The sequence below is a fragment of the Micrococcus sp. KRD077 genome, from assembly GCF_017168505.1.
In the GTDB taxonomy this organism is placed as follows: domain Bacteria; phylum Actinomycetota; class Actinomycetes; order Actinomycetales; family Micrococcaceae; genus Micrococcus; species Micrococcus luteus.
This window is the reverse complement of record NZ_JABFAZ010000021.1, coordinates 20,777-42,810: the sequence shown is the minus strand read 5'-3', so window position 1 is coordinate 42,810 and position 22,034 is coordinate 20,777. Positions and strand designations below refer to the sequence as shown.

The 22,034-nt window shown below is 68.4% G+C and carries 23 protein-coding genes and 3 pseudogenes; 13 read left to right on the top strand and 13 right to left on the bottom strand.

All coding sequences use genetic code 11. The features are described 5' to 3' along the window. The first annotated feature begins 210 nt into the window (after positions 1 to 210). Positions 211 to 423: an antirestriction protein ArdA gene (locus J1M39_RS12445; protein WP_052001236.1), complete on the top strand. Its 213-nt coding sequence runs from the start codon at positions 211 to 213 to the stop codon at positions 421 to 423. After that, entirely contained in the window at positions 408 to 1,016 is a 609-nt protein-coding gene (locus J1M39_RS12615) for an antirestriction protein ArdA (RefSeq protein WP_446740322.1), read from the top strand. Before J1M39_RS12445 ends, J1M39_RS12615 begins: the two co-directional genes overlap by 16 nt. Before the next feature lie 138 nt (positions 1,017 to 1,154). Here the strand turns inward: J1M39_RS12615 and J1M39_RS06255 are convergent, their stop codons facing one another. Next, positions 1,155 to 2,309, bottom strand: coding sequence for a glycerate kinase family protein (locus tag J1M39_RS06255; protein WP_052001283.1), 1,155 nt, complete (start codon positions 2,307 to 2,309; stop codon positions 1,155 to 1,157). A gap of 29 nt (positions 2,310 to 2,338) precedes the next feature. Further along, positions 2,339 to 3,742, bottom strand: a complete 1,404-nt coding sequence (locus J1M39_RS06250) for a GntP family permease (protein ID WP_206496579.1) — start codon at positions 3,740 to 3,742, stop codon at positions 2,339 to 2,341. A gap of 185 nt (positions 3,743 to 3,927) precedes the next feature. On the opposite strand from J1M39_RS06250, the gene J1M39_RS06245 reads away from it, so the two are divergent. From J1M39_RS06245 to J1M39_RS06235, 3 genes are read left to right on the top strand one after another with little or no spacing between them, the layout of a single operon-like run. Next, the gene (locus tag J1M39_RS06245; RefSeq protein WP_036340860.1) at positions 3,928 to 4,188 is read left to right on the top strand and encodes a type II toxin-antitoxin system Phd/YefM family antitoxin; all 261 of its coding nucleotides are present in this window, start codon (positions 3,928 to 3,930) and stop codon (positions 4,186 to 4,188) included. Then, positions 4,189 to 4,443, top strand: a complete 255-nt coding sequence (locus J1M39_RS06240) for a Txe/YoeB family addiction module toxin (protein ID WP_041103932.1) — start codon at positions 4,189 to 4,191, stop codon at positions 4,441 to 4,443. It begins immediately after the preceding gene. Between the two features lies 1 nt (position 4,444). Continuing rightward, positions 4,445 to 5,011, top strand: coding sequence for a mismatch-specific DNA-glycosylase (locus tag J1M39_RS06235; protein WP_041103934.1), 567 nt, complete (start codon positions 4,445 to 4,447; stop codon positions 5,009 to 5,011). A gap of 43 nt (positions 5,012 to 5,054) precedes the next feature. Here the strand turns inward: J1M39_RS06235 and J1M39_RS06230 are convergent, their stop codons facing one another. From J1M39_RS06230 to J1M39_RS06220, 3 genes are read right to left on the bottom strand one after another with little or no spacing between them, the layout of a single operon-like run. Then, positions 5,055 to 5,837 carry an SCO1664 family protein gene (locus tag J1M39_RS06230; RefSeq protein ID WP_069941698.1) on the bottom strand — a complete coding sequence of 261 codons (783 nt, stop codon included), beginning with the start codon at positions 5,835 to 5,837 and terminating at the stop codon, positions 5,055 to 5,057. Beyond that, entirely contained in the window at positions 5,837 to 6,379 is a 543-nt protein-coding gene (locus J1M39_RS06225; RefSeq protein ID WP_036340843.1) for a DUF3090 domain-containing protein, read from the bottom strand. Before J1M39_RS06225 ends, J1M39_RS06230 begins: the two co-directional genes overlap by 1 nt. Next, entirely contained in the window at positions 6,376 to 7,101 is a 726-nt protein-coding gene (locus J1M39_RS06220) for a histidine phosphatase family protein (RefSeq protein WP_152744175.1), read from the bottom strand. The genes J1M39_RS06225 and J1M39_RS06220 overlap by 4 nt, the downstream gene beginning before the upstream one ends. Positions 7,102 to 7,224: 123 nt before the next feature. Here J1M39_RS06220 and J1M39_RS12610 point away from each other — a divergent pair. From J1M39_RS12610 to J1M39_RS06210, 4 genes and pseudogenes are all read left to right on the top strand, one after another. Beyond that, positions 7,225 to 7,326, top strand: a pseudogene (locus J1M39_RS12610) (ATP-binding cassette domain-containing protein); the annotation flags it as partial. A gap of 33 nt (positions 7,327 to 7,359) precedes the next feature. After that, a complete protein-coding gene (locus J1M39_RS06215; protein ID WP_342356374.1) occupies positions 7,360 to 7,881 on the top strand; it encodes a hypothetical protein in 522 nt (173 codons plus the stop codon). A 103-nt stretch (positions 7,882 to 7,984) separates the two neighbouring features. Beyond that, positions 7,985 to 8,131: a hypothetical protein gene (locus tag J1M39_RS12525; protein ID WP_306274576.1), complete on the top strand. Its 147-nt coding sequence runs from the start codon at positions 7,985 to 7,987 to the stop codon at positions 8,129 to 8,131. An 11-nt stretch (positions 8,132 to 8,142) separates the two neighbouring features. After that, positions 8,143 to 8,745 (top strand): aquaporin, encoded by a 603-nt coding sequence (locus J1M39_RS06210; protein ID WP_342356373.1) that lies wholly within the window; start codon positions 8,143 to 8,145, stop codon positions 8,743 to 8,745. Positions 8,746 to 8,768: 23 nt separating this feature from the next. Here J1M39_RS06210 and J1M39_RS06205 read toward each other — a convergent pair whose 3' ends face one another. Continuing rightward, positions 8,769 to 9,569 (bottom strand): formate/nitrite transporter family protein, encoded by an 801-nt coding sequence (locus J1M39_RS06205; RefSeq protein ID WP_073117467.1) that lies wholly within the window; start codon positions 9,567 to 9,569, stop codon positions 8,769 to 8,771. A gap of 7 nt (positions 9,570 to 9,576) precedes the next feature. Between J1M39_RS06205 and J1M39_RS06200 the strand changes: the two genes are divergently transcribed. From J1M39_RS06200 to J1M39_RS06185, 4 genes and pseudogenes are all read left to right on the top strand, one after another. Beyond that, entirely contained in the window at positions 9,577 to 10,407 is an 831-nt protein-coding gene (locus J1M39_RS06200) for a patatin-like phospholipase family protein (protein WP_010080497.1), read from the top strand. A 28-nt stretch (positions 10,408 to 10,435) separates the two neighbouring features. Next, complete coding sequence (gene abc-f, locus J1M39_RS06195) at positions 10,436 to 12,088, top strand: ribosomal protection-like ABC-F family protein (protein WP_036316399.1); 1,653 nt, start codon at positions 10,436 to 10,438, stop codon at positions 12,086 to 12,088. A gap of 85 nt (positions 12,089 to 12,173) precedes the next feature. Beyond that, positions 12,174 to 12,857, top strand: coding sequence for a type 1 glutamine amidotransferase domain-containing protein (locus J1M39_RS06190; RefSeq protein WP_036316400.1), 684 nt, complete (start codon positions 12,174 to 12,176; stop codon positions 12,855 to 12,857). Between the two features lie 170 nt (positions 12,858 to 13,027). Further along, positions 13,028 to 14,902 (top strand): annotated as a pseudogene (locus tag J1M39_RS06185) (restriction endonuclease); the annotation flags it as partial. 167 nt (positions 14,903 to 15,069) lie between these two features. Here the strand turns inward: J1M39_RS06185 and J1M39_RS06180 are convergent. The 7 genes and pseudogenes from J1M39_RS06180 to istA all read right to left on the bottom strand — a co-directional run bounded on the left by J1M39_RS06180 (position 15,070) and on the right by istA (position 21,986). Next, positions 15,070 to 15,279 (bottom strand): type I restriction-modification system subunit M N-terminal domain-containing protein, encoded by a 210-nt coding sequence (locus J1M39_RS06180; protein WP_206496578.1) that lies wholly within the window; start codon positions 15,277 to 15,279, stop codon positions 15,070 to 15,072. Positions 15,280 to 15,814: 535 nt separating this feature from the next. Further along, entirely contained in the window at positions 15,815 to 16,432 is a 618-nt protein-coding gene (locus J1M39_RS06175) for a class I SAM-dependent methyltransferase (protein WP_257963042.1), read from the bottom strand. Next, a complete protein-coding gene (locus tag J1M39_RS06170; RefSeq protein WP_101966197.1) occupies positions 16,429 to 16,962 on the bottom strand; it encodes a GNAT family N-acetyltransferase in 534 nt (177 codons plus the stop codon). The genes J1M39_RS06175 and J1M39_RS06170 overlap by 4 nt, the downstream gene beginning before the upstream one ends. Positions 16,963 to 18,195: 1,233 nt before the next feature. Further along, complete coding sequence (locus J1M39_RS06165; RefSeq protein ID WP_101966191.1) at positions 18,196 to 19,137, bottom strand: cation diffusion facilitator family transporter; 942 nt, start codon at positions 19,135 to 19,137, stop codon at positions 18,196 to 18,198. A gap of 2 nt (positions 19,138 to 19,139) precedes the next feature. Beyond that, the gene (locus J1M39_RS06160) at positions 19,140 to 19,529 is read right to left on the bottom strand and encodes an ArsR/SmtB family transcription factor (RefSeq protein WP_040560570.1); all 390 of its coding nucleotides are present in this window, start codon (positions 19,527 to 19,529) and stop codon (positions 19,140 to 19,142) included. A gap of 418 nt (positions 19,530 to 19,947) precedes the next feature. After that, positions 19,948 to 20,727, bottom strand: a pseudogene (gene istB / locus J1M39_RS06155) (IS21-like element helper ATPase IstB). Further along, the gene (gene istA / locus J1M39_RS06150; RefSeq protein WP_135040290.1) at positions 20,727 to 21,986 is read right to left on the bottom strand and encodes an IS21 family transposase; all 1,260 of its coding nucleotides are present in this window, start codon (positions 21,984 to 21,986) and stop codon (positions 20,727 to 20,729) included. The pseudogene istB and the gene istA overlap by 1 nt, the downstream one beginning before the upstream one ends. Between the last annotated feature and the right edge of the window lie 48 nt (positions 21,987 to 22,034).

Here is a 22,034-nt window from a genome sequence, read left to right as displayed (position 1 = left end):
CGCGAGAAACGCGCCTTCGTCTGCAATTTTCAGCTCCATCTCAGGATACCGAGCACCACGGGCATCGTAGGGTCTCCAGGCAGCTGGCGCGCCGCGGAGCGGCGCCCGGGGGTCGACGTGAGAGCGGTTGACGCGGCGTAAGCGCGTCATTCCATCAGAGCCTGACTGCCTGTCGCGTTCGCCGCTCTCCTCGATCCGAGGAGGAGACCCATGGACACGGACACCCTGGACAACACGCCGCGCGTGTGGATCGGCTGCCTGCACTGCTACAACTCCGGAGGCCTCGTCGGGGAGTGGTTCGACGCCGTCGATGCCGAAGAGGTCACCCTGACCCATGTGCACCGGGGCGCGGGCGGTACCGCGCCGGTTGCAAGGAGTTGTGGTGCTTCGACCACGAGAATCTGCCCGTGCGCGGCGAGATGAGCCCGCACGAAGCCGCCGAGTGGGGCAGCTTGCTGGCATCAGTCCCGGAGCACCAGCGCGAGGCGTTGTGCGCGTGGGTGAGGAGCGGTGACTACGTGGCTGAGGGCACGGGCGACCTGCCGGGCATCCCGGACTTCGAGGACCGCTACTGCGGCGAGTGTGCGTCATTCCGCGAGTACGCGGAGGAGCTGGCCGACGGCACGGGCTTATTGTCGGCAGTCTCGGACGATGTCGCCTGGTACTTCGACTGGTCGATGCGGACCCGTGACCTGGCGTTCGACTACACGGTCGGGGGTGCCGAGCATCGCCAAGCGCGTGCTTGTCATGGCAGGGGATATGAGCATGCGCCAGGTCTAATGCGACCCGGAGCACGGGCCGTCGTCGAGCAAGCCGGCGGAACGCTCGGCGAGGGCACCGATCTCCTCGGCACTGAGCAGCTCCGCAAGCCGCCAACCATCCCACCCTCAAGTGCATCGATATCCTGCCCCACGCCGTCGCGCTTCTCCTCGGTCAGCTTCTCGCCCAGCCATCCCCACAGGACGGTGCGCAGCTTGTCCTCCATATGGAAGGTCAGCCCGTGGTCCACCTCGTGATGGTGCCCGCCGGGCACGGTAAGGATATGGGCGCCCTTGCGGTCGGCGTTGCTGAGGATCACGTCGAACACCGCCATGCGGCGTAGCGCCGCCGAGTCCTCGTGGGCCAGGGTCAGCCGATGCCCGCCCTCACCCTCCTCAACGTCTGAGCCCGGCGGGGGAGCAGGCCATCACCAGCCGCCCGACGTCGCGGGCGGTCGCGGTCAGGTCCTCTGCCGTACGACGGATCGCTGTCGCCAAGTCCTGGGGCCCGCGGCCGATGGGCACGATCGCGGTGATGCCCTCGTCGTAGAGGGTGTCCGTGTCCTGTCCCACGGAGCCGGCGAGGACGATCACCGGGATCGCACGACCGGCTGCGCGCACGGCCTGGGCCACGCCGATCGGCACTTTCCCGGCCAAGGACTGACCGTCAATGCGCCCCTCCCCGGTGATGACGAGGTCAGCGGTCTTCACGAGGTCGTGGAAACCCGCCGTCTCGAGGACGACGTCGATGCCCGGCTTCAAGGTGGCCCCGATGAAGGCGTGCAGGCCACCGGCCAGACCTCCCGCCGCCCCCGAACCGGGGAGCGCATCGATCGCGACCCCGAGGTCTCGTTCGACGATGCCCGCGAGATGGACCAGTCCGGTGTCCAGGCTCGCCACTGATGCAGGATCCGCCCCCTTCTGGGGGCCGAACACGTGGGCTGCACCCTGCGATCCCGTGAGGGGGTTGCTGATGTCGCACATCACCTCCACGTCGACGTCGCGGAGCCGGTCTCGTGCCGGGCTGGAGTCGATCCGCGCAATCCGGGTGAGGGTGTGGCCGGTGGGGACGAACTCCTCACCTGCGGCGTCCAGGAACCGGACGCCGAGGGCTGCGGCAGCGCCCGTGCCGCCGTCCGTCGTGGCGCTCCCGCCTGCCCCGACGATGACTCTGCCCGCGCCAGCGGACACCGCGTCGAGGATCTGCTCACCGACACCGAACGTCGTGGCCCGTCCCGTGTCCTCGCGTCCGGAGGCGAGAGGGAGCCCGGCACATGAGGCTGTCTCGACCACCGCCACGTCCGGGTCGATCAGTCCGTAGTGGACGGGCACGCGTTCGCCGTAGAACACCCCGCAGACGGTCGCGGATCGCAAGGCGCCCCCTGCGGCGGCCACGAAGGCCTCGACGGTGCCTTCCCCGCCGTAGGCGATGGGCACCACGAGAACTTCGGCGTCGGTGACCGACGCGAGACCCGCGGCGATCGCGGAGCCCGCCTCCCGCGACGACAGGGCCCCCTTGAACGAGTCTGGGATGACGATGATGCGCTGCACGCGTGGATCTCCTGAGTCAGGTGACGGGGTCAGACGAGGACGAGGCCGAGGAGCCAGATGAACACGATGGAGGTGAGTCCCATCAGAAGCGTGACCATCGTCTGGGTGCGGTAGCCCTGCGAGGGCGTCATGCCGCTGAAGTTGGTGACCACCCAGAAGTACGAGTCGTTGGCGTGGGAGACGGTCATGGCGCCGGCCGCAATGGCCATGACCACGAGCGCGCTGGCCACCGGGGTCTCGAAGCCCAGTGCAGGCATCATCGGGAAGACCATGGCCGACGTGGTCGTGAGTGCCACTGTGGAGGAGCCCTGCGCGGTCTTCAGGACGGCGGAGACGAGGAAGGGGAAGAACAGTCCGATGACCGACAACTGTGCAGCGTTGCTCTCGATGAAGGTGACGAGGTCGGTGGCGGCGATGACGCGCCCCAGCACACCGCCGGCCGCCGTGATGAACAGGATGGGGCCGACAACCCGGAGGGTCTCCTCTGTCAGGTCGTAGAACGTCTCGCCACGGCGCACGCTGAACAGCAGGCCGACTGCGCAGAGGGTGCCGACGGCGAGGGCGATCATCGGCGTGCCGAGGAATCGGGCGAAGTCACCCGCGGGGCCGGTCCACTTCAGGACGGATGCGAGCGAGCCGAGAGCCATGAGCAGGATGGGGGCGATGATGGGCGCGAAGGAGGCAGCAGTCCCAGGCATCCGCCCGTAGGACCGGCGTAGCGCGTCGTAGGCCGCCTCGAGCTCGTCCGCGTCCTCCGTGCCGGTCTCCTCAGGGGAGGTCACCCGCTTGCCGATGTAGAGGGCGTACAGGTACGCGACGAGGAGTGCGGGGATCGAGACGAGGACGCCGAGGCCGATCACCAACAGAAGGTGGTCGCCGATGCCGAGGTTCTGGGCGGCTGCGATGGGCCCCGGGGTCGGTGGGATGAAGACGTGCGAGGTGTACAGGCCTGCCGCCAGGGCCACGGTCATCGCCACGGGTGACACCCCGGTGCGACGGGCCAGGGCCTTACGGATGGGGTTGAGAATGACGAATCCGGAGTCGCAGAACACGGGGATGGAGACCACCCAGCCCATGAGCTGCATCGCCAGGACGGGGTAGCGCTTACCGACGACCCGTACGAGCGCGTCGGCGATCCTGAAGGCACCGCCGGTGCGCTCCAAGATGAGTCCGATGAGCGTGCCCAGGATGATGACGATGCCGATCGATGTGAAGATCCCGGAGAATCCCTCCCCGATCACGTCGGCGATGCCCTTGACGGGCGCTTCCCCTTCGGCGCCGGTCGACTTCACCAGCGGGATCCCACCGATGATCCCCAGGGCGAAGGCGACGACCATGATCGAGAGGAAGGGGTGGATCTTCCATTTGGAGATCATGACGATCATCAGGGCGACGGCGAGGATGAAGACGAGCAGAAACGGTATTCCAGTCATCGGAAGTCCTTTGTGCGGCAGGGGATTCCAGCCGGAGTAGGACCGATGGGACTTCAGCGGCGATGTTCTGACGAACAGGGTTCGGCCGTCTCAATGGCCCTCTGCATCCCGCAGGGTGCCTCCTGAGTTCCACCTCACCGACTGGTACCATAAGCAAGTACCACATCGCACCCGAGGAGGCCAGCATGTCCATCAGCGCCAGTGAAGCCCGCAAGACCCTGTTCCCGCTCATCGAGCGAGTGAATGCGGACCGCGACGCCGTAGAGATCGTCTCCCGCAAGGGGAATGCCGTCCTCATGCCCGCGGACGAGTACGCCGCCTGGCAGGAGACCGCCTACCTGTTCCGCTCCCCGGCCAACGCCCGCCGGCTGCTGGACGCCTACGAGCGCGCCCGCGCAGGGAGCGTCGAGGAGCACGCTCTGGACCGCATGGACGGGGACGCCTGAGTGCGCCTCGTGTGGGACCGCTCGGCCTGGGAGGACTACACGCACTGGCAGACCACGGACCGCAAGGTCCTCAAGCGGATCAACACCCTCATCGACGCCGCCCTGCGTGATCCCTTCGACGGGATCGGCAAGCCCGAGCAGCTGAAGTACGGCGCGCCCGGGGCATGGTCCCGACGCATCACGGAGGAGCACAGGCTCGTCTACCTCGTCGACGGCGAGGACCTGATCATCCTCCAGGCGAGGTATCACTACTGACATGCGCTTCACCCAGGCCGAGCTCCAGCAGTTCCGCGACCGCACCGTCCCCGACCTGCTGCCGGACCCGCTGCGGCTGCTGTTCATCGGCATCAACCCCGGCCTGTGGAGCGCCGCCACCGGTGCGCACTTCGCCCGCCGCGGCAACCGCTTCTACCCGGCCCTGCACCGCGCCGGGCTCACCCGACACCTGATCGACGCCTCCGACGGCTACAAGGCCGAGGACCTCGCCGAGCTGCACGCCCGCGGCATCGGGATCTCCAACCTCGTCCCGCGGGCCTCCGCCCGCGCCGACGAGCTCACCGCGGAGGAGCTCGCCGCCGCCCCCGCCCGCCTGGACGCGCTCGTGGCAGCGCATGCGCCGGCCGTCGTCGCTGTGTTGGGGGTGACGGCCTACCGGCAGGCGTTCGGACGCCCGAAGGCGGTGCTGGGGGAGCAGCAGACGCCGTGGCCGGGCACGCGGCTGTTCGTGGCGCCGAACCCCAGCGGGCTCAACGCTCACGCCACCCTGGACTCGCTCGCCGCGGACTACCGTGCGGCCGGTGCCGCGGCGGGGCTCGTGGACTGAGTGCGCCCGCTGTCCCTGCGGCCGCGCTGACGCCTCAGGCCCGTCAGAAGAGCGGCCAGGGCACGGCCGGCGTCAGGCCGCTCGGTGCCGGGAAGGTCCCGTCCTCGAGCAACCGGGCACAGCGTTCGGCCGAGGCTTCGACTTCCTCGGCACTGAGCAACCCCGCCAGCCCCCGCCCCAGCTCGCCAGCAAGTCCCTCGAGAACCCGGCCGACGCCGTCGCGCTCCTCCTCGCTCAGCACCTCGCCCAACCAGCCCCACAGCACGGTCCGCAGCTTGTCCGCCACATGGAAGGTGAGCCCGTGGTCCACGCCGTGGCGGTGCCCGCCGGGCATGGCGAGGATGTGGGCGCCCTTGCGGTCGGCGTTGTTGACGATCACGTCGAACACCGCCATGCGGCGCAGCGCCGCCGAGTCCTCATGGGCCAGGACCAGCCGGTTCCCGTCCTCGTCCTCGCCCTCCAGGATCGTGAGCCACCCCGCGGTCGGCACCTTGTCCGCTGGGAACAGGTCCACGGCGTCCTGCCCAGGATCCTGCTCCTGCCAGAGCTGCACCATGCCCTCGCCGAAGGGGCCGTCGCGCAGCCACGTGCGCGGCACGATATCCCACCCCAGTGCCTCGGACACCAGGTGCGCGGCCACCTCGCGGCGGGCCAGGGTTGCGGCGGGGAAGTCCCAGAGCGGGGCCTCGCCGGCCACCGGCTTGTAGACCACCGGGGTGTCACCGATCGCGCCGAGGAACGTGGCGTTGGACGCCGTCGTGATGCGGCCGGTGAGCGTCAGCTCCCCGGACATCAGCTCGCCGGCGGGCACGTCCGCGGCGCTCATCAGGAGTCGGGGAGAGTGCAGTCGTGGCCGTCGGGGTCGATGGGCTGGCCGCAGTCCGAGCAGATCGGGCGCCCGGCGTCCACGACCTCCCGGGTGCGGCGGGCGAACGCCCGGGCGGCACCGACGGGCATCCGCACGCGCACGGCCTCGGCGTCCGCCTCGAGCGCCGGGGCGGCGTCGTCGTCGGTCAGCGGGTGCGCGTCGATGAGCACCTGCGCGGTGGTGGGGTCCCAGCCCAGGCCGATGGCCCCCACCCGGAACCACTCCTGCACCGGGTCCAGCGGATCGTTGTCCACGAGTTCCACGGGCGTGCTGGCCGGGACGCTGTGCGGATTGCCCTCCAACGCCATCAGATCGTCGAGGATCTCGTCGAGCATCTCCGCCATCAGGGCCGACTGCTGCTTCTCCAGGGCCAGGCTCACCAGCCGGGGCCCGGTGCGCACCTGCAGGTAGAACGTGCGGGCTCCGGGACGCCCGAGCGTCCCGATCACGACCCGATCCGGCCAGTCGAACTCATGGGCGGGGGCAGGTGCATCACTCATGCCACGATCCTAGGCGTCCGCTCGTCCACCGCGCCGGGGCCGGTGCCCGCGCCGCCGCCCACCGGGGCGTCGTCGGACGGGCCGAGGGCCGAGAGCCAGGACAGGTCCCCGGCGTCGGTGTTGGTCGCCCAGACCCGCGGGCGGCTCGGCCCGTAGCTCACGATGGACACGGAGGCGGGTCCCACCTCGATCCGCTGGAACAGATCCAGGTGCGTGCCGAGCGCGTCGGCCAGGATCGACTTGATGACGTCCCCGTGGCTCACCGCCACCCACACCGCCCCGGGCCCGTGCTCGGCCTCGACGGCGGCGTCGTGCCGGCGGATCGCCGCCACCGCGCGGGCCTGCATGCCCGCCATGGACTCCCCGCCGGGGAAGACGACGGCGGACGGCTGGGTCTGCACCGTCGCCCACAGGGGCTCGGTGGCCAGGTCGCTGAGCGCGCGTCCCTGCCACTGGCCGTAGTCGCACTCGGTGAGGTCGTCGTCGACCAGCGAGGGCACCGTCTCCGGCTGGCGATCGAGGAGGGCGTGGGCCGTCTGCGCGCACCGCTCCAGGGGGCTGGCCACCACCGCGGCCACGGGCACGGCCGCGATCCGATCCCCGGTGCGGGCCACCTGCTCCCGTCCATGATCGTCCAGGCTGACCCCGGGGGTGCGGCCCGCCAACAGTCCGGTCGCGTTGGCCGTGGTGCGGCCGTGCCGCACGAGAAGTACCGTCGCCATGGCCTCAGCGTAGCGAGGGGATGCCCGCCTCTCGCGGACAAAGCCTCGCGGCCATGACGCAAAGGGTCAGTGACGCAACGCGAGCACGCCTATGCCCGGCAAGGCTGACGCCCGTCTGCAGGCCTCGAACGCCCGGAGCAGGCCCTCGAGGCCTAGGACGGCGCCCTGCTGCTGGTCACCCACGACCGCCGCATGCTCGAGGCCGTCCGACTCGACCGCCGCTGATACCCTCCCCCGGTAGTCAACCTCCTGCTCTCGGTGACGTTCGCGTGCGGCGTGGCGATCGCCGGGCTCCACGTGGTGAACCGGCGGTTCATCGCGCCGATGTACGACGTCGTCCTCAACCTGGCCGCGTTCCTCGCCGCCGTCGCCTCCTCCGTGCTCCTGGGGCACGTGCTGCCCGCGGTGTTCGCCGCGCTGGCCGTGCTCGCCTGGCTGATCCTGGCCGTCCGCACGGTGCGCGCCCGCCGCGCGGGACATAAGCTGGAGGTGACCGCCGGGCGGCTCGTCGCCGTCGACACGCGGCCCAGCAAGGCCGACGGCCGGATCGGCCTGCGCTTCCTCTTCCGCGCCGTCCACCCGCTCACTGCCGCGGACGTCGCCGCCATCCGCCTGCAGGAGGACGAGGCCTCCAAGCATCGCTTCGTGACGTGCCAGGAGGCCCGGAAGCTCCTGCGCCCGGCGATCGCCCGCCGCGTCGACGCCGCCTGGGACGCCGCGCACTGCGTCTACCTGGAGGACGGGCGTCCCGCCGCGGGGGTGGATCAGCCGGCGGGCTGAGGCCCGGCCCCCGGCCGGACGAGCGGTGCCCGGCGGCGTCCCCGTCCCGGATGAGGGCCGCTGCCTGATCTGCGGGCGTGATCGTGGCGGCGCGGTCAGGAGGGTGGACGCGGGACGAGACGGTGCGCCCAGGCAACGGCGGGACGGTCCCACGGACGGCGCTGCCGTGTTCTCCGCATCCGTGATCGACGACGCCACAGGCGTCAACATGGGCATCGGCTTCCTCGGCGTCGCCCTCGCCTTCGCCTGACCGTGGTGGCCATGGCCTATGCCGTGCGTCACGTCTCCGGCGGTCACTTCAACCCGGCAGTCACCCTGGGTGCGGCGCTCGCGGGTCGTCTGCCGTGGAAGCTCACTGTGCCGTACTGGATCGCCCAGCTCGTGGGCGGCGTGGCGGCCGGCGGCGTGCTGCTGGCGATCGCCTCCGGTCGTCCGGGCTACTCGCTTGCGGAGAACGGCCTGGCCACCAACGGCTACGGCGAACTCTCGCCCGCCGGCTACTCGATGGGCGCGGTGTTCCTGACCGAGGCGCTGCTGACCGCCGTGTTCCTCTACATCATCCTCGGCGCCACGGACCGCCGTGCTCCGTCCGGCTTCGCGCCGCTGGCCATCGGCCTGACCCTCACGCTGATCCCCCTGATCTCCATCCCCGTGTCGAACACCTCCGTGAACCCCGCTCGCTCCTTCGGCGTGGCCCTGTTCGCAGGCGGGGACGCCCTCGGCCAGGTCTGGCTGTTCTTCGTGGCCCCGTTGTTGGGCGCCGCGGTCGCCGGTCTCAGCTACCGCTTCGTCTTCCCCAACTCCTCCCGGATGACCGAGGAGCTGCCCGAGCCCGCCGCCGACGGGACGCGTGACGCCGTCTGACCCCTGCCATTCGGACCTTGCCCTCACCGCCCCTTCTCTTCCCGCATCTCCTTGGAACGCAGCAGGCGCGGCGCCGTCGTCAGCGCCAACCCGCCGAGGATGTTCAGGGGGATCACCCACCACACCCAGCTGAGCCACTCGAGCCAGCCCACGCCGTGCGCTCCGGACGGGATGGCTCCGATGATGAGGATCGAGTCCATCACCGAATGGAAGAGCGAACCGCCGGCGAGGACGACGGCTCCGGCGACGGACGCGACGATCATCGCCGTCGGGCTGTCCGTCCCGGCCTGCATCCGCGTCACGAGGGTGATCGCCACCCCGGCCAGGACCGCCAGGGCGGCGCCCTGCCAGCTGAAGCCGATGTCCAGGAAGTGGTGGGCGCTCTCGGCCAGGGTGCCGTGCAGGTCGGGGAACCCCGCCACCACGAGGGCGATCATCACGGTGCCGCCGAGGAGGTTCATCACGAGGGTCACCGCCCACAGACGCAGCAGCTCCATCCACGTGCCCCGGCCGGCGGCGATCGCGGTGATCGGGTAGTAGAACCCCTCCGTGAAGAGCTCGGAGTGGGCGAGGAACAGGCTGACCAGGCCGATGGAGAACGCGAGTCCGGCCAGCAGGTGGCTGCCCGTCTCGTGGAGCGTGAGCAGGTACGCGAGCAGGCCGATCGTGATCTCGACGCCGCCCAGGAACCCGGTGGTCGTCAGGGCGGTGAGGGACCGATGCAGGCGTTCCGCGCCCTCGTCTGCCGCCTCCCTGTGGGCCGCCGGCCTGCCGGAGACGGACTGACCGGCATCGCTCCCTTCACGGTCATGTCCGTGGCACACTGGGCCCATGATGCATGACGAACGGCCCACGGGTCGGCTGGGCCTCGCCCTGGGCGGCGGAGGAGCGCGCGGGCTGTGCCACATCGGGGTCTGGCGGGTGCTCGAGGAGCTCGACATCCGCCCGGACGTGCTCGCGGGAACGAGCATGGGCGGCCTCCTCGGCGCGCTCATAGCCGCCGGTCATGACGCCGCCTCGCTCGAGAAGATCGAGCGGAGCGTGGACTGGCCGCGGCTCATCAACTGGGGCCTGACCGGCGGCATCCTCTCCAGCGAGAGGCTGCGGGCCTGGCTCCGCGAGCTGCTCCCGGACACCTTCGAGGAGCTGCAGATTCCCCTGGTGCTCACCGCGGCCGACGTCGTCGAGGGCCAGACCCGCTACCTGCACACCGGGGACCTCATCACCGCGATCCAGGCGACCACCGCCTACCCCGGCGCGCTGGAGCCGGTGACCGTGGGGGACTCCGTGCTGGTGGACGGCGGCATCCTCAACCAGATCCCGGTGGACGGGGTGCGCTTCCTGGGCGCGCAGCGGGTGATCGCCGTCGATGCCACCACGCTCGAGCCCCTGGAGCGGCCGGAGCCCGGGGCGCGCACCCGCACCCGCCGTTCGCCCGCCACGTCGCTGCGCCAGGCCATGCGGGCGATTGACGTCATGCAGGCCCAGCTCACCACCGTCCGGCTCTCGCTCTACCGGCCGGACGTGCTCATCAGCCCGCCGATCGAGGGGATGACGGTCGCGGACTTCCGCAGCTCCGGCGTCGCCATCGCGGCGGGAGAGGAGGCGACGCGCGCCCGGGCCGAGAAGCTCGTGGAGCTCAGTCGCGGCAGAATGGCCTGACGCCCGCCGCACTTCCGTCAGGAGCACCATGACCGCCACCCTTGTCGCCTCCGGCCTCGCCGGCGGCCACGGCCACCGCACGCTCTTCGAGGATCTGGACCTCACGGTCGCGCCCGGGGACGTCGTCGGCGTCGTGGGGGCCAACGGCGCGGGCAAGTCCACCCTGCTGCGCATCCTCGGCGGGGACCTCGCGCCGCAGGCCGGCACGGTCAGCCTGGCCCCGGCCGACGCGTTCGTGGGCTGGCTGCCGCAGGAGCGCGAGCGGGTGCCGGGGGAGACGGTCGCCGGGTACATCGCCCGCCGCACCGGCTGCGCCGAGGCCACTCGAGAGATGGACGCCTCCGCTTCGGGCCTGGCGGACCCGGACGTCACGGACGCCGCCGCAGACCGCTACAACACCGCCCTCACCCGCTGGCTGGCCTCCGGCGCCGCGGACCTGGAGGAGCGCATCCCCGCCGTCCTGGCCGACCTCGGCCTCGACCTCTCCGCCTCCCCGGAACAGGTCCTCATGACCTCCCTCTCCGGTGGGCAGGCCGCCCGCGTCGGCCTCGCCGCGCTGTTGCTCTCCCGCTTCGACGTCGTGCTCCTGGACGAGCCCACCAACGACCTGGACCTCGACGGTCTGACCCGCCTGGAGGCCTTCGTGCAGGAGCTGCGCGGCGGCGTCGTGCTGGTGAGCCACGACCGCGAGTTCCTGGCCCGCTGCGTCACCCGCGTCCTGGAGCTCGACCTCGCCCAGCGCACCAACCGCGTCTACGGCGGCGGCTACGAGGCCTACCTCGAGGAGCGGGCCACCCTGCGCCGCCAGGCCCGGGAGAAGTACGAGGAGTTCGCCGAGCAGAAGCAGGACCTCGTCTCCCGCGCCCGCATCCAGCGGGAGTGGTCCAGCCAGGGCGTGCGCAACGCGATGAAGAAGTCCCCGGACAACGACAAGCTGCGCCGCAGGGCCAACAGTGAGTCGAGCGAGAAGCAGGCCCAGAAGGTCCGGCAGATGGAGAGCCGCATCGCGCGCCTGGAGGAGGTGGAGGAGCCGCGCAAGGAGTGGAGGCTGGAGTTCACCATCGGTGCGGCGCCGCGCTCCAGCTCGGTGGTCGCCACCCTCAACGACGCCGTCTTCCGGCAGGGAGGCTTCACGCTCGGCCCGGTGTCCCTCCAGGTGAACGCGGGGGAGCGGATCGGCATCACCGGGCCCAACGGGGCCGGCAAGTCCACCCTGCTGCGCGGGCTGCTGGGCCGCCAGGCCCCGGACGAGGGCACGGCCGCCCTGGGGTCCAGCGTGCAGATCGGGGAGATCGACCAGGCGCGCTCGCTGCTGGCCGGGACCGTCCCGCTCGCCGCGGCCGTCGAGGCGCTCGTGCCCGAGATGGCCTCCGGGGAGGTGCGCACCCTGCTGGCCAAGTTCGGCCTCAAGGCCGACCACGTGAACCGCCCCGTGGACGAGCTCTCGCCCGGCGAGCGCACCCGGGCATCCCTGGCCCTGCTCCAGGCCCGCGGGGTGAACGTCCTGGTGCTCGACGAGCCCACCAACCACCTGGACCTGGAGGCCATCGAGCAGCTCGAACAGGCCCTGGAGACCTATGAGGGCGCCCTGCTGCTCGTCACCCACGACCGCCGCATGCTGGACACCGTCCGCACCGACCGTCGCTGGCAGGTCCAGGACGGGCGGGTGACGGAGCGCTGACGACCCGGGCACCGTCACCCTTGCCCGAGATTCGGTTGTGTACGACCATGAGAGTTCAGTCCCCACCGACGAAAGGGCCCCAGACATGTCCCGCATCCTGATGATCCTCACCTCGCACGACCAGCTGGGCGACACCGGCCGCAAGACCGGGTTCTGGCTCGAGGAGTTCGCCTCGCCCTACTATGTCTTCACGGACGCCGGCCACGAGGTCACCCTCGCCTCGCCCCGCGGCGGCCAGCCGCCCATCGACCCGACGAGCTCGAAGCCGGAGATGCAGACCGAGGCCACCCGCCGGTTCGACCAGGACGAGGAGGCCAAGGCCGCCCTGGCCCACACCACGCCCCTGGCGCAGGTGGACGTGGACGGGTTCGACGCCGTCTTCTACCCGGGCGGTCACGGCCCGCTGTGGGACCTGGTGTCCGACGCCGACTCCACGCGGATCATCCTCGACAGCGACGCGGCCGGGCGCCCGCTCGGCCTCGTCTGCCACGCGCCCGGGATCCTGCACCCGATCACCGCCGCCGACGGCACCCCGTTCGTGCGCGGCCGTCAGGTCACCGGGTTCACCAACGGCGAGGAGGAGGCCGCCCAGCTGACGGACGTCGTCCCGTTCCTCGTCGAGGACGCGCTGATCGCCGCCGGAGCGGACTACCGCAAGGGCCCGGACGGGGAGAGCTTCGTGGTCACGGACGGCACCCTGGTGACCGGCCAGAACCCGGCCTCCTCCGGCGACGCCGCCCGCCGCCTCCTGGACCTGCTCGCGCGCTGACCCCCCGCCGAGCCCGCCGCTTCGACCCCGAGGAGACCACCATGAGCACCGCTGCAGGCTCACCACCGTGACCAACACCGGAGACGAGGTGGACCCCGACACCGAACTCACCCTCGGCCTCAGCGCCTGACCCCCATGAAGGATCAGACCGCTACACCATCACGAGGGGCTTGACCGGCTACCTGTATCAGGGCGAGAGCATTGGCGGGTCGTCGGGCGCGATCTATAAGGAGATGATCCGCGAGACGATCAAGGAGCACTTGCGTAAGGAAACGCAGTTGCGCGCCAAGGGCATCAAGGTGCTCAGCCTGTTCTTCATTGACAAGGTGGAGAGTTTCCTCGGTAACGGCTCGAACAACAACGATGCGAACGGCCAGTTCGTGCAGTGGTTCGACGAGCTGTTCCGTGAGGAGCGCGCCAAGTCACCGCAGTGGCAGGAACTGCTTCCGCAGGATCCGGCCGAGCTGCGTCGCGGCTACTTCTCTGTCCTCAAGGGCAAGAAGGGCGCGGCGGACAGGTTCCAGGACACGTCCGGCACCACCAAGGCCGACGATGACGCGTACGAGCTGATCATGCAGCAGAAGGAACGCCTGCTCGACGAGAACGAGCCGACACGGTTCGTCTTCAGCCACTCTGCCCTGCGCGAGGGCTGGGACAACCCGAACGTCTTTCAGATCTGCACCCTGCGCGAAATGGGCGCTGAGACGGAGCGACGCCAGACGCTCGGACGTGGCTTGCGCCTGCCGGTCGCGAAGAGCGAGGGCGGCTACGAGCGTGTGGCCGATCGAGGCATCGCGACGCTGACGGTGGTCGCGAACGAGTCGTACAAGCAGTTCGCTGATGCGCTCCAGAAGGAGTACAAGGACGCGGGCGTGGAGATCGGGCGTGTCCGCAAGGCGGAGTTCTCGAAGGTCCCGCTGCAGAGCCCCGACGGGTCGCTCACCGATGAAAACCTCGGCTACGAGGGATCCGTGTCGATCTGGGAGCACCTGCTTGCGCAGAAGTTCATCGACAAGGACGGCGTCGTGCAGCCGAAATTCCAGCCGAACACGCTCGACTTCAGCCTCAACTTGCCCGTCGACTTCTCGTGGGCCGAGCCGTTCGTCGTCGAGCTGGTCGGCCGCGCCAACATCGGCACGTATGTCAAGCCGAAGAGCAAGCGACACTCGCGCAAGCTCAACAAGGAGCTGTTCGCGAACCCGGAGTTCGAGAGGTTCTGGGAGACGATCAGTCGCCGGACCACGTACCGCGTCGAGGTGGAGCGCGACAAGATCATCGAGAACTCGGTCAAGGCGATCAAAGAGGCACCAGACATCGAACCGCTGCGCATCCAGGTCACCCGCGCGGGTGTGAAGGTGCTCCGCGGGGGCGCGAAGGGTCAGGAACTCGGGTCACGTCAACAGGAGCTCCGAGGCAGCTACGACCTGCCCGACATCATCGGCGAGCTGCAGGAGGCCACGTCTCTCACTCGCAAGACCATTGTCGACATCCTCGTCGGCAGTGGCCGACTGGACGAGTTCATCGCGAACCCGAACGACTTCATCGCGATGGCCAGGCGCCTCATGCAGACCGAGCTCGCGAAGCTCGTCGTCGACGGCGTGCAGTACGAGAAGATCGCGGGTTCTGTCTACGAGCTGCGTGAACTGCGCAAGGACGGCGAAGAGGAGAAGGAGCGTTTCCTCGACCAGATGTACAAGCTGGAGAACGCAGACAAGTCGAACTTCGACTACGTCGTTTATGACTCTGACCCCGAGCGCCAGTTCGCGGAACTGCTCGACGGCCGCGAGGACATCAAGTTCTTCATGAAGCTGCCTGACAAGTTCAAGATCGACACCCCCGTTGGGCCGTACAACCCGGACTGGGCGATCGTGAAGCACGAGGACGGCCAAGAACGGGTGTACATGATCCGAGAGACGAAGAGCACGGAGGACGAGATCAAGCGCCGGCCGACGGAGAACGCGAAGATCAAGTCTGCTGAGAAGCATTTCGAGGCCATCGGCGTGCCGAACTACGCGGTGTCAGTGCCTGGCAGCTGGAGACTGTGACGTCTCACCCAGGAGCCTTGCCACGGTGAACTTCGGCAACGCCATGTGCTCGCCCGCGGTCTCGTTGGAGGCCGCGGGCGGAGCGGCGGATCGGGACCTTGAAGATGCCCCGCGGGTCGTACGGTAAGGCGAGGTGCGACGGAAGAGCAGGCCCGTGCGGTCCGCGATCACGCTAGGCAGGGCGGCCGGCGGGCCGTCTTAGCCAGCTCCCGCATGGTCTCCCAATGGGGCATGAGCTTTTCCACGCGCCGAAGGATTGTCGGCGAGAGCACCACCATGCCGTACTGGTTCGGCTTGTAGACCCCACGCAGCTGGTCCGCGATCCCCCAGACGAAGTCGGCGAGCGAGGCGGGGGTGGTGAAATCGGGAGCTGACATGGGGAATTTCGGCGAGCAGGGTGGCGCTAGCTGCAGCGTTCCACGGGAGCACCACATGGTGGAACCTGGGTCTCTGGGCTGACCCCGTTTCGTAGGTCCAGTCGTTATGAGAGTCGTCCTGTTGCCCGCGGTCGCGGGCAGGGAGACTGGTCAGATCATGACGAACAGCAGGAAGCGTCACACCCCCGAGCAGGTCGTCCGGGCCGCTACGGGGACCGTCCCCGTCGAGCGGCGGGGCCGCACCGCCAGGGAGCGGCTGGACGGGGGCGACCGTCTCACTCCGGCCTCGTGATCCTCGACCCCGTCTGTCGCCGAGCGTCCCGGGGGCTGTCGAGAGCGGCCCCGTGAACGTTTCTGCCCGGTTTCAGCCGGGGGCAGGTGCCCGTGGGTGGTGGCGGAGCATCGGACTGCCACAAACGGCCGTTTGCGGCGCTCGAGGGGGAGTGGTGGCTGACAGTCCAGACGCGGTGAAGATCGCACGCGACTCGTGAAGGACGGTTCCTTGGAAAATTTGGGGCGGAGAGCGCCAGACGACTCAGTCCCCGACAGCCTCGATCCACCCGTGCCGGCGGGCCCCCGGGTCCTGCCGTGTGCCGCGGTCGACCACGGTGAACCCCGCCGCGGTCATCACGCCCGCGAGCTCGTCGACCGGCCAGTACCACGCCGTGGTGACGGCGTGATCGAAGGCCTCTACCTGGTCTGACGCGAAGAAGCCCAGCGGCAGTGACCCGCCAGGGCGCAGTGCCTGGTGTGCGCGCTCCAGGAGGAGAGGCATCTCCACCGGCGGCGTGTGGATGATTGAGTACCAGCCCAGGATCCCGTCGAAGGCGGCTACGGGCAGGGTCTGGAACGAGCCCGGCTTCACGCGTACCTCCGGGTGGGTTCGGTGTGCGTGGGTGACGAACTCTTCGACCGGCTCGATGCCCGTCACCTCATGGTCCAGCGAGGCCAGGTGCGCGGTCCAGTGGGCCGGCCCACAGCCGACGTCGGCCAGAACCCCATCCACCCGGTCGGCCCAGGCTTCGACCAGGAGCCTGTCGTCCTCGGCCACGGCGTCCATGGTGCCGAGCTGCTTGGTGTACTCGGCCGCGCGGGCGCCATAGGCGGCCCGGTTGGTGAGAAGTCCTTCCCGGGCGGCGTCGTCAGGGGTCACTGCTGCCCCTCCGCCGGCGCGAGGAGCTGCCAGAGCTCGTGGTCCTGCCAGCGGCCGGCGATCCGCAGGTACTGCGGGGCCAGGCCGTACCGCTGGAACCCGTGGTGTTCCAGCACGCGGCGGGAGGCGTGGTTATGGGGGAGGATCTCGGCCTGCACGCGGTGCAGTCCGAGCTCGCCGAAGGCGATCTGCAGGGCCTGCCCGACCGCGGCGGCCGCCACGCCGCGGCCCGTCGCCTCAAGCGCGACCCAGTAGCCGATCGAGCAGAACTGCCCGGCCCCGCGGACCACGCTGGCCAGGGTGAGACGGCCGAAGATCGAGCCCGCCGCGTCGGTGATGAGGAACGCGTAGGAGCGGTCCGCTGCACGGTCGTGCTCCGCCTGTTCAAGGGCCTCGCGCTGGCCGGCCTCGGTGAACCATCGGGCGGGGCGTTCTGGCTCCCACGGGGCAAGGTGCTCGCGTTGGCTCCGTGCCAGGGCGGCGAGGGCCTCGGCGTCGTCGAGGACGGCAGGGCGCAGACGGACGGGCATGGATCGAGCGTAGCGACCGTGATCCCGTGCGCTGGTCAGGCGATGGGCAGGAGGAGCCGGTGTCAACCCTTCAGGGCCTGATCGGCGTATGAATCAAATTGGCGCGTTTCTGAAATCTTCGCTGCATCTCGACAGGTGCCATAACGCGAGCGGGAAGCCCGCGGGAAGAGCGGGAGTCGAGCGCCTCCACCCATCGGGAAATCCTGAAGGACGGGGAAGAAAGAAAAGCGAGATATTGCCCTCTGGAATGGGCTGATTCGCTCGGGTTAGCCTCCTCCTCTCGACTCCGTCTCGCTGAGGAGGCTACCCGACGTGTCAAGTCCATGGAAGGGGGTACCGGGGTGATCTGCCTTCCACATGATTGAGTTTTTACGGCAGGGGGTACCGGGAGGCGCAGAGGCATCGTGGTGATGTCCCTTTCGAGAGTGCTCTGGAAGGTTCGCTCGAAGGCTCCCACGGTGACCGCGTCCGTGCAGGGGACGGTGTCGGTGACCGGGGAGGGTTACACCACTATCAGGGACTCAACTTTGTGCAAACTTCGCTGCATCTCGACAGCAGTGCCGTTCAGGTGCTGTAGAGATGCAGCGAAGATTTCACACGACACGCGGTGAACCCTTCTCGGAGCAAAACCTTCAGCGGGGTCTGTGAAATGTACCCCTCGGCCGCCGAGAGAGTCATCAACGCCCAGGGTCAGTACATCTAGCCGACCACCCTGACCGCTGCGTCGCGGACATGTCCCAGGCGCGCGCCTGACAGTGCGCTCATGCCGGGAAGGCGATTCTGAGGCCGTGCCACCTGCCGCTCGACTTCCGCCTCAGGCACCGGGTGCAGAGGAGTCACCTCTCGTGGTCGACGGCGGGCTATCAGTCGGGGATGCTCTCGCGTGCAGCCTTGCGAATCTGTGCTGAAGCGTGCTGCGAGGCAAAGGTCAGCAGTTGAGAAACAGCTGGCGGGCGTGAAGCAGGAACTGGTGACAGCTGATCGTTAGTGCCGGGAGGCTGAGGATGAGTCGTTGGCGGCCGTGCATCCGGTGAGCAGGAAAGCACCGACCACGACGGTGATTGCAGCGGTTTTCGTTCCGCCGTACTTCGGGAATGGCCTGAAGTTTTTCATGGGATTCCTTCCCGTGTCTGCCCGTGGTGCCAATTGGCCTTACTACCCCATAGGGGTAGTGCCTACCTGCGTGACGCGGAAGCGCCCCCGCCCGGAACGAGCCCGGGAGGGGCACTGCGTTCAGTCGTGCTTGCTGATTTCCGGTTCATGTTCGGCAATGTGCTCGGTCTCGATCTGGAAGGTCGAGTGATGGATGGAGACCTCGAAGTGTCCTGCGACGCAATCTTTGATCTCGTGGAGCGTCTGCGCGGCACGACCGTCGGTGAAACACTCGTCCTCGACGACGACGTGGGCGGTCAGGATCGGCAGGCCGGTCGCCACAGTGGAGGCGTGCAGGTCATGGACATCTTTGACATGGTCAAGTTCGAGGATGTGCGAACGCACCTTGTCGAGGTCGAGGCCCTTGGGAGTGAACTCCATAAGGACGCCAGTGGTCTCGCGCATGAGCTTGAACGCGCGAGGCACGATCAATGCGGCGATAAGCAGTCCGGCGATGGCATCGGCCTGCATGAACCCGGTCGTGGCGATGACGATCGCCGCGATGATCACTCCGAGCGACCCGAGGGCATCATTGAGAACTTCGAGGAACGCGGCACGCATGTTGAAGTTCGAGCCGCGGCTGGAGGCGAGGATGGTGATGGCGATGATGTTCGCGACCAGGCCGATGATGCCGAATATCAGCAGTTCGCTTGCGGGCACCTCCGGCGGCTCGAACAGTCGCCGGATGCCTTCGATGGCGGCGTAGGTGCCCACCGCCAGCAGCAGTGCCGACTGTCCGAGGGCTGCGATCACTTCGATACGCCGGAACCCCCAGGTGCGCTTGGAGTTGGCGGGCTTGAGCATCAGCGTCGCGGCGATCAGTGCGACCAGCAGCCCGGAGGCATCGGTAATGGCATGGGCGGTGTCGGTCAGCAGTGCGAGGCTGCCGGTGATGATCGAGCCGATGGCCTGGGCGACGACGATCGTCGCGGTGATCGAGAATGCGATCCAGAGTTTCTTGCGGAAATCTCCGGGGTGACCGGTCTCGCTGGCGGCGGGGCCGTGATTGTGTCCTGCGCCCATGTCTACTTCTTGTCCGTATCTGTCGCGTGGTGGGTATGTGGGAGTCGCAGGTGCGTGCAGAGCAGGGCCTGCGTGCCGGTGGCATCGAGGAGGCGTTCGGCAGCGGCGATGAGGGTACGCAGGAGCTCGGACTGTGCCAGCGAGTACCAAGTGGAGCGCCCTTCCGGGCGCATCGTCGCCAGGCCGCACTCGACGAGGAAGCCGACATGCTTGCTCACCGTGGACTGGGCCAGGCCCATGTGCTCGACCAGGTCCCGGACCCGGTGCTCCCCGGAGGCGAGGTGCTGCACGATCGCTAACCTCGTCGGCTCCGCAAATGCCTGGAACAGGTGGGCGTACGCTACTGTCGCCACTTCGTCGAGGGTTGCCCCCTCCTCTTGAATCATCGTCATAGGGCGATCATATCGCGCTAGAGCGATATTGTCGAGTGTGATCTGTTGCTCCGACACGGAATGAAACTCAGGGGTCCCGTCGCACCCGAGGATGGGCTACCTGGGGGATGGTCGGTCGCATAGCTGCAGTGGGGAGCTACGTCAGCTGACCATCGGCCCCGGTGGAGAGCAGGCGGGGTGGGGAGCCGATGTCGATGAGTCGGGTGAAGTAGTCCTGTGCGCAGGTGGCGAAGACCCCTACCTGCGGGTGGCTCCTCCTCTGCCCTGGCCAGGTCAGCGCCACGGTCACCCGTGGGGCATCCTCGATGGGCAGATAGACCACCTCCGGCGCGCGGTGATTGTGCGTTGTCTGTCAACGTCGGCCGAATATTGACCCCTTATCGTCGTTGAATTTTGACCCCCTCGAATTGATGTGTTGTTACTTGCCCGCGGGTTGTGCGGGGGTCTTGAGGAGCTCGCGGCGTGCCCTGGTGCGGTAGGAGTCCCCGCCGAGGGTGAGGACTTCCGCGTGGTGAACGAGTCGGTCGATCATCGCGGCCGCGACGATGTCGTCGGAGAAGATCTCACCCCATCTGCCGAAGGGCATGTTGCTGGTGAGCACGATCGAGCCTTGCTCGTAGCGGGACGCGATGAGTTGGAAGAACAGGTTCGCGGCGTCCGCGTCGAATGGCAGGTAGCCGACCTCGTCGATGATCAGCATCCGGTAGCGGCGGAGTCGTTTCAGCTCATGCTCGAGCCGGCCGGCTGCGTGCGCGGCCTGGAGTCGGCCAGCCCAGCCGGTCGCGGTATCGAACAACACCGGGTATCCAGCGTGCGCGGCTTTGATGCCGAGGCCGATCGCGAGGTGTGTTTTGCCGACACCGGGTGGGCCGAGCAGGATCACGTTCTCCGCTTTCGGGATGAACGTTGTCGTCGCGAGGTGAGCGAGGACATCGCGACGCAGCGAGGGCTGATGGTCGGCGTTGAAGTCGTCCAGGGTCTTCACCGCGGGGAAGTGAGCGCCCGCGATTCGCAGTGTCGTTCCGTTCGCTTCCCGGTCCGCGACCTGGCGTTACAGGACCGCGGTGAGGTATTCCTCGTGGGACCAGCCCTCGGTGCGGGCTTGATCGCCGAGGGTCTCCCAGACCCGGCCGATCGTGGGGGTCTTCAACGCCCGGGTCAGGTATCCCATCGTCGCCGCGATCTCCGTTTCGGGCATCAGAGGACCTCACCGGTTCGAGGATCGACAGGGAAATCGACGCCGAACAACTCGTCGTAGTCGGGCAGTTCCCGAAACACCACGCTGGCCGCTGGCTGCCCGCGATGGTGCAGTCGTTCTCGGTCGCGTTTCGCGGCGCTGAACGTGGAGCGCAGCCCCCTCGCGATCTCGACGTGGACAGGGTCGATGACGGTCGCGTGTTTCGCCCAACAGCGTTCGTGGTCAGCGACGGTGCGGCCATCGCAGATCACGATCACTCGTGTCAGCGTGGCCGTCACATCCACCAGCCGCCCAATCACGCGAGGGTCAACGGAGTAGTCGTTGGCATCGATGCGGACGTAGTAGTCCCGCGCCAATCGGACCCGGTTTCGCAGCCCCGTCACCGGCGGCAGCGGCGGCAACACGGTCATCGCCTGCAGATCCCGCTCCACCACGTCGATAGGTCGCCCGCCCAGCGAGCGGATCGTGCGGGAGTTCGCCCGCGGGAGCCACTCCGCGAGTTGGCTGTTGAAACTGTCCGGTGACGCGAACGACCGCCCGGGCAGGAACGATGTCTCCATGTACTGGTTGTTGCGTTCGGTCATGCCCTTGAACTCCGGATCCCGCGGAGGGGCGAGCACGATCCTCGTCGCCAACGTTCCCGCGAACGCGGCCGCGGCCTGCGTGACAGTCCCCTTCCCCCCGATCGCGGCCTCACGATCCCAGACGAGCGTCTTCGAGACCCGCCCGACACGAGAGATCAGCTGCCACATCCCCGCGACCAGATCGCCCGCCTGCCGGGACGGGAGCATCACCGCGGACAGGAACCGGGAGAACGTCAACGTCATCACGAGCACCGGCAGCATCAACGCTTGCCCATGCCCGACAGGGATCCGCGGCTCCGGGAACCACAGATCCATCTGCGCGCTCTCGCCAGGAAGATGAATCAGACGATCCGCGGGATCGACCCCGGCATACTCCGGACGAATCGTCCGGATCCGATCCTTCAGAATCGTGATCGAGTGTTCCCACCCGATCCGCTCCGCGATCACCGTCGCCGGCATCCTCGCATCCACCACCAAGAGCTTGCGGATCTCGGGCTCCGCAGCGTCAACGAGTGACCCTTTCCCTGCCCGCTGATACGACGGCGGCGTCTCTGACGCCAACGCCGACCGCACCGTATTTCGCGCCACACCGAGCCGACGCACGATCTCCTTGATCGACACGCCCTCCGCCCGATGCAACCGCCTGATCTCTGCCCACTGTTCCAAATTGATCACCCTCCAAAGGATGCCCGGAAGGGGTCAAAATTCCCCGACGCTCAGGGG

Coding starts and splice junctions, on each gene's coding strand:
- J1M39_RS12445 (WP_052001236.1), top strand. CDS start 211: ATGGACACGGACACCCTGGACAACACGCCGCGCGTGTGGATCGGCTGC.
- J1M39_RS06250 (WP_206496579.1), bottom strand. CDS start 3,742: ATGACTGGAATACCGTTTCTGCTCGTCTTCATCCTCGCCGTCGCCCTG.
- J1M39_RS06245 (WP_036340860.1), top strand. CDS start 3,928: ATGTCCATCAGCGCCAGTGAAGCCCGCAAGACCCTGTTCCCGCTCATC.
- J1M39_RS06235 (WP_041103934.1), top strand. CDS start 4,445: ATGCGCTTCACCCAGGCCGAGCTCCAGCAGTTCCGCGACCGCACCGTC.
- J1M39_RS06230 (WP_069941698.1), bottom strand. CDS start 5,837: ATGAGCGCCGCGGACGTGCCCGCCGGCGAGCTGATGTCCGGGGAGCTG.
- J1M39_RS06225 (WP_036340843.1), bottom strand. CDS start 6,379: ATGAGTGATGCACCTGCCCCCGCCCATGAGTTCGACTGGCCGGATCGG.
- J1M39_RS06220 (WP_152744175.1), bottom strand. CDS start 7,101: ATGGCGACGGTACTTCTCGTGCGGCACGGCCGCACCACGGCCAACGCG.
- J1M39_RS06210 (WP_342356373.1), top strand. CDS start 8,143: ATGGCCTATGCCGTGCGTCACGTCTCCGGCGGTCACTTCAACCCGGCA.
- J1M39_RS06200 (WP_010080497.1), top strand. CDS start 9,577: ATGATGCATGACGAACGGCCCACGGGTCGGCTGGGCCTCGCCCTGGGC.
- abc-f (WP_036316399.1), top strand. CDS start 10,436: ATGACCGCCACCCTTGTCGCCTCCGGCCTCGCCGGCGGCCACGGCCAC.
- J1M39_RS06190 (WP_036316400.1), top strand. CDS start 12,174: ATGTCCCGCATCCTGATGATCCTCACCTCGCACGACCAGCTGGGCGAC.
- J1M39_RS06180 (WP_206496578.1), bottom strand. CDS start 15,279: ATGTCAGCTCCCGATTTCACCACCCCCGCCTCGCTCGCCGACTTCGTC.
- J1M39_RS06170 (WP_101966197.1), bottom strand. CDS start 16,962: ATGCCCGTCCGTCTGCGCCCTGCCGTCCTCGACGACGCCGAGGCCCTC.
- J1M39_RS06165 (WP_101966191.1), bottom strand. CDS start 19,137: ATGGGCGCAGGACACAATCACGGCCCCGCCGCCAGCGAGACCGGTCAC.
- J1M39_RS06160 (WP_040560570.1), bottom strand. CDS start 19,529: ATGACGATGATTCAAGAGGAGGGGGCAACCCTCGACGAAGTGGCGACA.